Below are 11,629 nucleotides of genomic sequence, written 5' to 3'. Positions count from 1 at the left end.
GCGCTGGAGCCTATTTTTGCTCTGATTCCTGCGGAGGTGGCGCGATGCGCCGCAGTAGCGCCTGGGTGGCGAAGCCGTCGGCCACCAGGCCCTGGCTTTGCTGGTAGCGGCGCAGCGCCGCGCGCGTGGCCGGGCCGATCACGCCGTCGGGTGTGCCGGCGTCGTAGCCTTGTTCGTTTAGTGCCTGCTGCAATGCCTTTACCTCGGCGCGCGACAGTGCCGCCTCCTCGCGCGGCCAAGGCGTCTGCAGGCCGGTGCCGCCGTCGATCTGGCGCGCCAGCAGGCCCACGGCCAGCGCGTAGTTCTCGGAATTGTTGTAGCGCAGCAGCGCCCGGAAGTTTGCGCCGACCAACACGGCCGGGCCGCGTGCACCCGCCGGGGTGAGCAGTGCGGCGTTTTCCAGTGGGGGCAGTGCGGTGCCGTCCAGGCTGCGCACGCCCTCTGCCGCCCAGGCGGCGCTGGCCTGGCGCACCCCGGCCAGTCCGGCGCGCGCGTAGTCGAAGCCCGGGGGCAGTTGCACCTCCACGCCCCAGGGCTCGCCGCTGCGCCAGCCCGAGCGCGCCAGGTAGTGCGCGGTGGAGGCTGCCACGTCGGGCACGCTGCCCCAGATGTCGCGGCGGCCATCGCCATCGGCATCTACGGCATAAGCCAGGAATACCGAGGGCAGAAACTGGGTGTGTCCCATGGCGCCGGCCCAGGAGCCCTGCATGCGTTCGGGGGCGATGTCGCCCTGGTCGAGGATGCGCAGCGCCGCCAGCAGTTCGCGCCGCGCCCAGGCGCGCCGCCGGCCCTCGAAGCCCAGCGTGGCCAGCGCGTCCACGGTGCGGAAGCTGCCGAAGTTTTGGCCGTAGTTGCTTTCCATGCCCCAGATGGCGGTGACGATGGCGCTGGGCACGCCGTAGCGCGCGGCAGCGGCCTCCAGGGCGTCGTGGTGCGCGGCGCGCTGGGCCTGCCCCTGGGCAATGCGTTGGGGCGAGACGGCCGTGTCCAGGTAGGCCCAGGGCGTGCGTGTGAACTCAGGCTGCGCGCGGTCGAGTTCGATCACGCGTGGCAGCAACTGGGCGCCGCCCAGCGCTTGGCGCACGGTGGCGGGGCGCAAGCCCTGGGCGATGGCCTCGCGTTCCACCTCGGCCAGCCAGGCGGTGAAGGCCGCCTGCTGCGCGTCAGGCGCTGCCGCTGCTGTGCCGACAGGTGCAGGCGGGGGGGCGGTAGGGGCGTGAGGTGCCGGCGTACTGGCGCAGGCTGTCAGGGCGAGGGCCAGGGCGGCCAGGGGCCAGAAGGGGCGGGGGGCAGAGTGCATGCGTGGATTGTCCCCTGGCCGCGCCCTGCGCGTGCGCCGTGCCTCTACCCGCGCGGTGGCGTTGGAAGGGCGAGCGGCATGCCGGTATTGGCGTGTGGCAAATGCCGGAGCATCGGGGGCGGCCCGCACCCGGCATACTTGGCGTTTTGCGCCTTGGCGCCGGGCAGCGTTTTTCCTTCCATGCACACCTTTCTCTGGCACGACTACGAAACCTTTGGCGCCAACACGCGCCGTGACCGGCCGGCACAGTTCGCCGGCATCCGCACCGATGCCGAGCTCAACGAGATTGGCGAACCGCTGATGCTGTATTGCCAGCCCGCCAACGACTACCTGCCCGACCCCGAGTCTTGCCTCATCACCGGCATCACGCCCCAGCTGTGCATGGAGCGCGGCGTGCCCGAGCACGAGTTCGCTGCGCGCATCGAGGCCGAGCTGGCGCGCCCCGGCACCATCGGCGTGGGCTACAACACCATCCGCTTCGACGATGAGATCACGCGCTTCATGTTCTGGCGCAACCTCATCGACCCCTACGCGCGCGAGTGGCAGAACCAGTGCGGCCGCTGGGACTTGCTTGACGTGGTGCGCATGGCCTATGCGCTGCGCCCTGAGGGCATCCGCTGGCCCACCAAGGAAGATGGCTCCCCCAGCTTCCGGCTGGAAGACCTGTCCAAGGCCAACGGCCTGGCGCACGAGGCCGCGCACGACGCGCTCTCGGATGTGCGCGCCACCATTGCCCTGGCGCGGCTGGTGCGCCAGCACAACCCCCGGCTGTTTGACTTTGCCCTGGGCCTGCACAAGAAAGACCGCGTGATGGCCGAGCTGCGTCTGCCCGCCACGGCGCAGACGGCGCGGCCTTTCCTGCACATCTCGGGCATGTTTCCGGCGCAGCAGGGCTGCATGGCGCTGATGTGGCCGCTGGCCACCCACCCCACCAACAAGAACGAGCTGCTGGCCTGGAATCTGGCGTACGACCCCACCGAACTGGCCACGCTGCGCCCCGAGGAAATCCGCCTGCGTCTGTTCACCCGGCAGGCAGAGCTGCCCGAGGGCGTGACGCGGCTGCCTCTCAAGAGCGTGCACCTGAACAAGTCCCCCATGGTGGTGGGGAACCTCAACACCCTGACGCCCGCGCTGGCGCAGCGCTGGGGCATCGACGTGGAGCGCGCTGCCCAGCACGCGCAGGCCGCGCGCGCGCTGCCCGACCTGAGCGCCACCTGGGCTGCGGTGTTCGAGCGCGCGCCGGAGGATGCGCCCGATGTAGAGCAGGATTTGTACGGCGGCTTCGTCGGCAATGAGGACCGGCGACGCCTGGCGCAGCTGCGCCAGCTCTCCGGCGCCGAGCTGGCGCATGCACGCACCGGCTTTGATGACCCGCGCCTGGCCGAGCTGTTGCTGCGCTACCGTGCACGCAACTTTCCGCAAACCCTCTCGGCCACGGAGCAGCAGCACTGGCAGCAGCACTGTGCAGCCTGCCTGTTGCAGGGGCAGGGTGGTGCGCCCACGGTGCAGGCGCTGTTCGACCGCATCGACCAGCTCATGGAGCAGGCCGAGGAACGAGAGGACGAACGTGCCCACGACATCCTGAGCGCCCTGTACGACTGGGCCGAGGCCATCGTGCCCGAGGTGTGAGATGCAATACACCTTCGCGCCGCGTCGGCGGGCCTGGGCCATGCCGGTTTTGAGAGCTTCTTGCCTATGGTGACCAACCCGTCCATCGACCTGAACGCGCCGCCGCCCGACGGCCCGCACTACCTGCTGGCCGTGACCGACATGGCCGAGCGCTGCCCCGTGGTGGCGCACAGCGCCATCTACAACGACAGCGGCATCAAGCTGGTGGAGAAGGGGGCGCGCATCGACGCGCGCCTGTACGACCGGCTGGTGCAGCACCGCCTGCAGGACGGCATTGACGGCCATCTGAGCGCCGAGAATGCCGTCGATCTGCACGCTATCGCTGCCCTGGCGCGCCAGCGCTGCCAGGAACCCCTGATGCAGCGCATGGTCCAGGCCGTCGGCGGCGAGGCGCGGCTGCTGGCCCCGCTGGAGTCGCTGCCGCTGCCTGCGCCCATGGCATTCAAGCTGACGGTGATGCGCGAGCAGCAGCCCGCACTGCTGGCACACAGCGTGGGCGTGATGCTGGTGGCCCTGTACCTGGGCCTGCAAAGCGGCCTGGATGTGCCGGGCTGTACGTCCCTGGCCGCGGCGGCGCTGCTGCACGACATTGGTGTGCTGCACATGGACCCCATCTGGCGCGACCCAGCGCACAAGGTGGCGGGCGCTGGGCGCAAGCACCTGGTGGCCCACCCCGTCACGGCCATGCTGCTGGTGCGTGCCCAGCCAGACTACCCCCCCGCCGTGGCGCAGGCGGTGCTGGAGCACCACGAGCGCATGGACGGTACCGGCTACCCGCGCGGGCTGGAGGGGGGGCGTATCTCCGCCATGGGCCAGGTGCTGCTGCTGGCCGAAGTGGTGGCCGCCTTCTTTGACAAATATGCGGACCATCCGGCCCAGCGGCTGTCGCTCACGCTGCGGCTGAACCACCGCAAGTTTCCGGCCCCGCTGGTGGCACTGGTGCTGCCGCTGCTGGCCGATGCCAGCACCACAGGTGCAGACCCCCAGACCATGCAGCATGAGGCCGAGCGGCACGCCAGCGTGCTGGCCCAGGCGTTCGCGCGCTGGGCACAGCTGCGTGCGCCCCTGGCGGCCAGCATGCCCGAGGCCGGTGCCTTCATCGACGCCCGCCTGGCGGCACTGCAAAAAGCCCTGACCGAGGCCGGCGCGCACCCGCGCCAATTGGCCGACATGCTGCCCCTGCTGCAGGGCGACGGCCAGGGCTTGGCCGAACTGGCCCTGGTCGGGGGCGAGGCCCTGTGGCAGCTGCAGGCCCTGGTCAACGCCGTGCAGGGGCGCTGGCCCCGGCTGGCCGAGCGCGCCAGCGCGGGCGACGCCGCCGTGGCTGACTGGTGCGACGCCTGCGGCCAGTGGCTGGCGGGCGTGTGAGACATGCGTGCAGGGCGTTGTGCATGAAAATAGCCTCAAGCCCTTTCCAGTCAAGCGCTGGCAGCTATCAAATTTGAAACCATTGATGCCATGCACAACCCGCACGATCCCCGCGTTTTGCCCCTCCGCGACGGCGTAAGCCCAAGCTGCGTGGTGCTGCCTTCGCGGCTGCAGGGCAGCATGCTCGACTTCCTGGCCCAGCGCCTGCCTGCCGTGACTCGTGACGATTGGGTGCGCCGCATGGCCGCGGGCGACGTGGTGGACGAGCATGGCCAGCGCGTCACGCCAGAGCGGCCTGCCGTGCCTGGCTTGCGCCTGTATTACTACCGTGCGCTAGCGCACGAGGCCGCTATTCCGTTCGAGGAAACCGTGCTGTTTCAGGACGAACACCTGGTGGTCGCGGACAAGCCGCACTTTCTGCCTGTCGTGCCTACCGGGGCCTACCTGCAACACACGCTGCTGGTGCGGCTCAAGCGCAAGCTTGGCTTGCCCGAGCTGTCGCCGATCCACCGCATCGACCGCGACACCGCCGGGCTGGTGCTGTTCTCGGTGCAGCGCGCCACGCGCGGGCGCTACCAGGCGCTGTTCCGTGAGCGCAGCGTGCGCAAGGTGTACGAGGCCGTCGCGCCGTGGCGGCCGGAGCTCGCGTTCCCGTGCGAGCGCATCAGCCGCATCGAGGAAAGCCCGCAGTTCTTCCGTATGCATGAAGTGCCCGGCGAGCCGAATGCCCATACGCGCATCGACCTGCTGGAGGTGGCCGCGCCCTGGGCGCGCTACCGGCTAGAGCCCATCACTGGCAAGCGCCACCAGCTGCGCGTGCACATGTGCGCGCTGGGCCTGCCCCTGCGCGGGGATGCGTTCTACCCCGAGGTGAATGACCCGCCCGAAGGCGACTATTCCAATCCCCTGCAATTGCTGGCGCGACGTCTGGAGTTTGTTGATCCGGTGACGGGCGAAGCGCGGTGGTTTGAGAGTGGGTTGGGACTCAGGGCGCTGCGGTAGGGGCTACCAGGCCTAGGGTGATTCCTGGCCAACGGCTGCCAAAAAAAACCTGCAAGGTCGCCTCTGCTGCGCCTCGCTGCGATGCTGTATGGCCTCTCTACCTTGCTACTGGCGTAAGGCGGAACATGGTCCTGAATATGCACTTCAAGAATAAATTTTGCTTTTTTTCTTTCTGTGGGTCATAATCGCATTACGCGCTGCCCATCGCTTGCTTCGGTAGCGCCTGTCTGACGGCACTCAGGCTGATCCACTTCTTGCGAAGTCCCTCGGCTGTCACCCTTCGATGCGGCAAGCCCATTGCAGATCCTTACCCTTTTTCGGGATCTGCCCCGCCTCTCCTGTGCCACTGCGCAGCAGGTTTTTCTCTCCCTTTTCTGATTCCTGGATGGCCGCCTTCCTTGGCACATCCCCGTCTGTTTGTAATGCTCGAAAAACAAAATGCGGAGCGCGTGGGCAACTACGTCGTTACACCGCTGACCAGAACCACCGATGCGGGTGTTACCGCCTCGGTTTCCATACGCCGGGGGGTGTATGACCGGATCTTCCGCTTCATCCCCGCCTTCGCCTGCCATGCGCAGGCCGCCCAGTACGCCTTGGCGCAAGGGCGCAGCATGGTGCTGCAAAACCAGTTGAGCTGATTTGCTCACGCCATTGACCCGAGGTGCACTGTGGCCAAAGAAGAATTGATTGAAATGCAGGGCAAGGTGGATGAAGTCCTGCCTGATGCTCGTTACCGGGTGACGCTTGACAACGGCCACCAGCTTATCGCCTACACCGGCGGCAAGATGCGCAAGTTCCGCATCCGCATCCTGGCTGGCGATTTGGTGACCCTGGAGATGTCCCCCTATGACCTCAATAAGGGCCGGGTGACATTCAGGCATATCGAAAACCGCACGCGCACCGCGCCTACCGCGCGTCGGCGCCATTGATCCGCACTTTTATTCCTTCTCAGGAATGCGCTGATGTAGCCATTCCTTCCTTTTTTCAAGAAAGATTTTGATATGAACAACCGCCTGTACGTAGGTAATTTGGCCTATTCCATGCGCGATGAATCGCTGATCCAGCAGTTCTCCCAATTCGGTTCCGTGACTTCCGCCAAGGTGATGATGGAGCGCGAAACAGGTCGCTCCAAGGGCTTCGGTTTTGTGGAAATGGGCAGCGACACTGAGGCGCAGGATGCCATCAATGGCCTGAATGGCCGTTCCGTTGAGGGACGCGCCATGACGGTGAATATTGCCCGTCCCATGGAAGCCCGTCCCAGTTTCGGTGGCGGCGGCGATCGTGGCGGCTACCGCGGTAGCCGTTACTGACAGCTTTTTGCAGCGTTCGCGCTGCAATGCGCAAGGGCTCAAGGCCAATCCCGTAAACCCGTAGGGAGGGACGCCTGGTCCGAATCGCACCACGCCAAGTCATTTCATTGGTGATGCATGGGATGCTTATCTTCATCCCAGCTTTCGATTCAAGCACCCCTGTGACGTAAGTTACCGGGGTGTTTTTCTTTCCGGATTCAACGCCGGTCCGCGTTGGCAGAGAAGGTCTTTGAAAACGCGGTGTGTGAGGCGTTGAGAGCCGCCTGCCCTACAGCCGGCGCAGCCGCTGCAGCGCCGTACGCAGCGTTTCGTCCTTCTTGGCGAAGCAAAAGCGCACCACGCGTTGGTCGAAACTGTCGCCGTAGAAGGCCGATAGTGGAATAGCCGCCACACCGATCTCACGCGTTAGCCATTGGCAGAAGTCGGATTCACTGAGGTTGCTCACAGCCGAAATGTCCACGCACTGGAAGTAGCTGCCTGTGCTGGGCAGCAGCCTCAGGCGCGAGCCTTCGAGCCCCTGGCGGAACAGGTCGCGTTTGGCCTGGTAGAAGGCGGGGAGTTGCAGGTAAGGTGCTGGGTCGCGCAGGTATCCGGCCAGCCCGTACTGCACAGGGGTGTTCACCGTGAACACGTTGAACTGGTGCACCTTGCGAAACTCGGCCGTGAGCGGCACAGGCGCAGCCACGGTACCCACTTTCCAGCCTGTGACGTGGAAGGTTTTACCGAAGCTGGAGACGATGAAAGCCCGCTCGGCCAGGCCGGGAAAGCGTGCAGCGCTCTGGTGTATGGCGCCGTCGAAGACCATGTGCTCGTACACCTCATCGGAGATCAGCAGCACATTGGTGGGCGCCAGCAGCTCTTCCAGCGTGCGCATGTCGGCTTCGGTCCACACGGTGGCGCTGGGGTTGTGCGGTGTGTTGACGATGATGAGACGCGTGCGCGGCGTGAGTGCTGCGGCGATCTTGCCGAAGTCGGGGCGGAAGCTGCCGGGGGTCAGCGGTACGCGGACGACCACGCCGCCCGCCAACTCGATATTGGGCACGTAACTGTCGTAGCAGGGCTCCAGCACAATGACCTCGTCACCGGGCTGCACGCAAGCCAGGATGGCTGTCAGGATCGCCTGGGTGGCACCAGCGGTGATGGTAATTTCGCTGTTTGCGCAATACTGGCGTGCGTGTAATGCTTCTATTTTTGCAGCAACTGCCTGGCGCAGCGCGGGCACACCGGGCATCGGCGGGTATTGGTTGTGGCCGGACTGCATGGCGCGTGTCACGGCATTGACCAATGCAGGGTCACAGTCAAAGTCGGGGAAGCCTTGGCCCAGGTTAACGGCGCCATGCTCGGTTGCCAGCGCGGACATGGTGCTGAAGATGGTGGTGCCCACCTGGGGCAGGCGGCTGGGGAAGACGGGGGTGCTCATAGCTCGTAATCGTTCACATGCCCGGTCATCGCGCGGGCGATCAGCTCGCGGCTCAGGCGGTCGCTCAGCAGCTCGGCGAACTTGTAGACGAAGTTGCGCAGGTATGCGCCGCGTTTGAAAGCCACGCGCGCCACGCTTTGGCCGAACAGGTGGCCCACGGGACGCACCACAAGGTCGCCCAGCGGGTCGTCGCGCATGGCCATTTCAGCGACGATGCCTATCCCTAAGCCAAGGCGCACGTAGGTCTTGATGACGTCGGAGTCGATCGCTTCAAGCACGATGCGCGGCTGCAATTTGCGCGCGGCGAAGGCTTGGTCAATCTTGCTGCGCCCGGTGAATGTCGGGTGGTAAGTGATCAGGGCCTCGTGTGCGATGTCCTCAAGGCCCACCCGCTCCTTCTGGGCCAGCGGGTGGTTGGTGGGTATCACCAATACGTGCTGCCATTCGTAGCAGGGCAGGGTGACGAGGTCGGGGTACTCGGCCAACGATTCTGTGGCCATGCCGATTTCGGCGACTTCGTCGATCACCATGCGTGCCACCTCGTGCGGCGTGGCTTGGTGCAGGCTGATGGTGACTTTGGGGTACGCCTCGCGCAGCCGGGCCACGGGGGGGGGCAGTACGTAGCGTGCTTGCGTGTGCGTGGTGGCGATGGAGAGGGTGCCGCTATCCTGTGCGCTGTATTGCTCGCCGATACGCTTGAGGTTGCCAACCTCGCGCATGATGAGCTCGATGCTTTTCAGCACGTGCTGGCCGGGCTCGGTAATCCGCTTGAGCCGCTTGCCGTGGCGCGCGAAGATGTCCACGCCAAGTTCGTCCTCTAGCTCAATGATGGCCTTGGACACCCCTGGCTGGGAGGTATGCAGCGCTTTGGCGGCTTCGGTCAGGTTCAGGTTACGGCGCGCAGCTTCCTGAACGAAACGGAACTGATGCAGGTTCATGCTTGAATGCGGCTAAAAAGTCGCATCATTATGCTGCATGCTTTATAAAGATGTTTCTGTGGCAATGTGGGCCATAAGGGCTGTCATGCGCGGGTCTTCACCCACGGGGCTTTGCACCACGAAGACTACGCCGGGGTGGTTAAGCTGCAGCGCCCGCACGAGCTCGGGCAGGTCGGTACGGGCATGGCGGCCAGTGCCCAGGAACATGGGCACCACGGTGATGTGGTCGACGCCCAACGCCATCAGTTCGGCGCAGGCCTGCGGCAGGTCGGGTGTACACAGCTCCAAGTACGCGCAGCGCACAAGCAGTTCGGGCTGATGCTCGGCAATATGTGCATGTACGGCCTCGATGGGCGCGCGCCACAAAGGGTCGCGTGAGCCATGGGCAAATAGGACAATACCGGGGCGCGTCATCGTCTGAGTACCAGCCAGCCAAAAGCGGCCAGCGAAGCTGCGGTGTAGATAAGCCCCGGGGCAGCGGCCGTGAGCCAGGGCGACCAGTTTTGCAGGGTGCCGGCATAGCCGAACACAATGTTGAGCAAGAAGAAGCTGATGCCCGCCATCACCCCGCCGAACACGTAGGCGGCGAGGCCGCCTGAGCGGAAGTGCAGATAGGCGAATGGCAGTGCCAGCACGACCATGACCAGACAGCTCAGCGGGTAGAAAACCTTGCGCCAGAATTCGATCTCGTACTTTTGCGCGGACTGGCCGTTGGCTTGGAGGTGGCGGGTGTACTGGAACAGCTCGATTGTGGGCATGCGCTCGGGCTTGAGCAGCGCTGCAGAGACCATTTCCGCAGTGATGCCCGTGGGCCAAGGCATGCGAGCGGCGTTGGCTTGCTCCACATGGGCTTGATCTGCCCCATGCAGCACGAAGCGGCGCTGCTGGGCATCGGTTAAAACCCAGCCGTTTCCGTCCTCAGCGACCAGGGCTGAGGCGGCCTGAATCTGAGCGCTCAATCGCCCCTGCTCGTCGAAGTCGAAGATGCGGACTCCGATCATCTGTCCGTCGGGACCGAGCGCGCGCACGTTCACGGCCAGGGAATGGCCATCGTCCGTGCGTTCCTTGAGCCAGCCCCCGGTGGCGCCTGTGGTCAGCTGCCCCAGGTAGCGTGCCTTGAGCATCTGCCCGGCGCGGTCAGCCATGGGTGCCACATAGTCGCCCATGGCGAAGGTCAGTGCCACGAAGGCGCAGCCGAGCACCAGCAGCGTGCGAAGCGCGCGTCCTGGCCCCATGCCGCTGGTGCGCATGATGGTGAACTCCGAGGTTTGTGCCAAGCTGGCCATCACGTAGATGGTGCCGATCAGTACGGTGATGGGTAGCAGCTCGTACAAGTAATTAGGCAGGCGCAGCACGACGGTCAGCAGCGCGTGCGAGAGTTGGTAGCCCCCAGGCTCGCGACTGACCCAGCGCAGCTCATCGATCATGTCGAAGAAAAAGAAGAGCGCCAGGAAGGCCACCGTAACGTAGGCCACCGCAAGCGAGGCCTCGCGGTAGATCAGGCGGCGCAGAATCTTCATTCGGCCTCCCGGATACCGGGGCGTGCCCACAGCATGCGAGGCGACCAGCGGTTGTGGCGCACGGCCAAAGCGCCCAGCGTGCCAACCAGCACTCCGCCGTGCAGCAGCGCCATGAAGGGCAGCAGACCAATGCGGCCCATGGCGATCCAGCTTTGGCCCAAAGTCATCAAGTTATAGTACACGATGAAGGAGAAGAGCGCGAAAACCAGGCTACTACTGCGTCCAGCGCGCGGGTTGACGCTGGCAACCGTCAGGCCAAGCAACACGAAGTTAAAGGAGCCCAGCGCCAGCCCCAGGCGCCAGCCCAGCTCGGCCAAGTGTTCCGGGTCAGGGCTTTGCAGTAATGCCAGCGTGGGGCGCGCCTTGGCGGCGAGCTCGCCTTCTGTGGCTTGCGAGGCCTTGCCTACGCGGGTGCTGTACTCCTCAAATTCACTCAGGCGCAGCCCTGGCGTGTCCTGTGTGGTTTCCATGCGCGCGCCATGGAACAGGTAGGCCACACGTTCGCCGGCCTGGATTTCCACGCGGGCACTGCGCGCTGAGGTGACGGACTCTTTGCCGGGATCCGAAGCAGCGATGAACACGTTGCTGGCAGAGCGCTCGTCCGGGCTGTCCTTGTCAATGAAGAACACACGAGTGCCGTTGGCCGACTCTTGAAACTGGCCTGGGGCGATGCGGTCCACGTCGCTGCGCTGCTCGTATTGCGTCTTGAGTGCCTGAATCTGCTGGTTGGCCCAGGGCCATACGCCCAGTGCCAGTACGCCGATAACCAGCATCACCGGCCAGGCAAAGCGCAGCAAAGGGCGCAGCAGGCTGGCCAAGCCGCGCCCACTGGCGAACCAGATGACCATTTCGCTGTCACGGTACATGCGCGAGAGCGAGCCGACGATGGCGATGAACAGGCTCAGACTCAGGATAGTGGGCAACTGACCGACTACCGTGAAGCCCATGATGAGCACCACGTCGGACGGGTTGACGTTGCCGCGCGAGGCCTGGCCCAGGGTGCGGATCAGCATCATGGTCATGACCACGGTGACCAGCACCACCAGCGTCGCGCCGAAACTGCGGGCCAACTCCTTGCGGATGGATGAATCGAATAACATCGGTGAGAGCCTGCCCGGCGGGCTCTTGAAGGAAAACGCTGA

Annotated in this window: 11 protein-coding genes and 1 pseudogene; 6 read left to right on the top strand and 6 right to left on the bottom strand. The window is 65.2% G+C overall.

Features of this window, described 5'->3' with window-relative positions; all coding sequences use genetic code 11:
* Positions 1 to 10: 10 nt before the first annotated feature.
* Positions 11 to 1,300 (bottom strand): lytic murein transglycosylase, encoded by a 1,290-nt coding sequence (locus tag BN2503_RS02585; protein WP_054255080.1) that lies wholly within the window; start codon positions 1,298 to 1,300, stop codon positions 11 to 13.
* A 180-nt stretch (positions 1,301 to 1,480) separates the two neighbouring features.
* Here BN2503_RS02585 and sbcB point away from each other — a divergent pair, with 180 nt between their 5' ends.
* The 6 genes and pseudogenes from sbcB to rbp form a co-directional block, all read left to right on the top strand.
* The gene (gene sbcB, locus BN2503_RS02580) at positions 1,481 to 2,929 is read left to right on the top strand and encodes an exodeoxyribonuclease I (RefSeq protein WP_054255079.1); all 1,449 of its coding nucleotides are present in this window, start codon (positions 1,481 to 1,483) and stop codon (positions 2,927 to 2,929) included.
* A gap of 66 nt (positions 2,930 to 2,995) precedes the next feature.
* Positions 2,996 to 4,297: an HD-GYP domain-containing protein gene (locus BN2503_RS02575; RefSeq protein WP_054255078.1), complete on the top strand. Its 1,302-nt coding sequence runs from the start codon at positions 2,996 to 2,998 to the stop codon at positions 4,295 to 4,297.
* Between the two features lie 90 nt (positions 4,298 to 4,387).
* Positions 4,388 to 5,299: a pseudouridine synthase gene (locus BN2503_RS02570; protein ID WP_054255077.1), complete on the top strand. Its 912-nt coding sequence runs from the start codon at positions 4,388 to 4,390 to the stop codon at positions 5,297 to 5,299.
* Between the two features lie 422 nt (positions 5,300 to 5,721).
* Positions 5,722 to 5,937 carry a hypothetical protein gene (locus BN2503_RS02565; protein ID WP_054255076.1) on the top strand — a complete coding sequence of 72 codons (216 nt, stop codon included), beginning with the start codon at positions 5,722 to 5,724 and terminating at the stop codon, positions 5,935 to 5,937.
* A gap of 30 nt (positions 5,938 to 5,967) precedes the next feature.
* Positions 5,968 to 6,228 carry a translation initiation factor IF-1 gene (infA, locus tag BN2503_RS02560; protein ID WP_054255075.1) on the top strand — a complete coding sequence of 87 codons (261 nt, stop codon included), beginning with the start codon at positions 5,968 to 5,970 and terminating at the stop codon, positions 6,226 to 6,228.
* A 72-nt stretch (positions 6,229 to 6,300) separates the two neighbouring features.
* Positions 6,301 to 6,603: pseudogene (gene rbp, locus BN2503_RS02555) on the top strand (RNA-binding regulator); the annotation flags it as partial.
* 274 nt (positions 6,604 to 6,877) lie between these two features.
* Here the strand turns inward: rbp and BN2503_RS02550 are convergent.
* The 5 genes from BN2503_RS02550 to lptF are packed head-to-tail and all read right to left on the bottom strand — an operon-like array spanning position 6,878 to position 11,587.
* Positions 6,878 to 8,029 carry a pyridoxal phosphate-dependent aminotransferase gene (locus BN2503_RS02550; RefSeq protein ID WP_054255073.1) on the bottom strand — a complete coding sequence of 384 codons (1,152 nt, stop codon included), beginning with the start codon at positions 8,027 to 8,029 and terminating at the stop codon, positions 6,878 to 6,880.
* Positions 8,026 to 8,967, bottom strand: coding sequence for a CysB family HTH-type transcriptional regulator (locus tag BN2503_RS02545; RefSeq protein ID WP_054255072.1), 942 nt, complete (start codon positions 8,965 to 8,967; stop codon positions 8,026 to 8,028). Before BN2503_RS02545 ends, BN2503_RS02550 begins: the two co-directional genes overlap by 4 nt.
* 42 nt (positions 8,968 to 9,009) lie before the next feature.
* Positions 9,010 to 9,381, bottom strand: a complete 372-nt coding sequence (locus tag BN2503_RS02540; protein ID WP_054255071.1) for a sirohydrochlorin chelatase — start codon at positions 9,379 to 9,381, stop codon at positions 9,010 to 9,012.
* Positions 9,378 to 10,487, bottom strand: coding sequence for an LPS export ABC transporter permease LptG (lptG, locus tag BN2503_RS02535; RefSeq protein ID WP_054255070.1), 1,110 nt, complete (start codon positions 10,485 to 10,487; stop codon positions 9,378 to 9,380). Before lptG ends, BN2503_RS02540 begins: the two co-directional genes overlap by 4 nt.
* Complete coding sequence (lptF, locus tag BN2503_RS02530) at positions 10,484 to 11,587, bottom strand: LPS export ABC transporter permease LptF (protein ID WP_054255069.1); 1,104 nt, start codon at positions 11,585 to 11,587, stop codon at positions 10,484 to 10,486. The genes lptG and lptF overlap by 4 nt, the downstream gene beginning before the upstream one ends.
* Positions 11,588 to 11,629: the final 42 nt, after the last annotated feature.

This window comes from Paenacidovorax caeni (assembly GCF_001298675.1).
Classification (GTDB): domain Bacteria; phylum Pseudomonadota; class Gammaproteobacteria; order Burkholderiales; family Burkholderiaceae_C; genus Paenacidovorax; species Paenacidovorax caeni.
The sequence above is the reverse complement of the archived record's forward strand: the minus strand, read 5'-3'. Positions and strand labels throughout refer to the sequence as shown.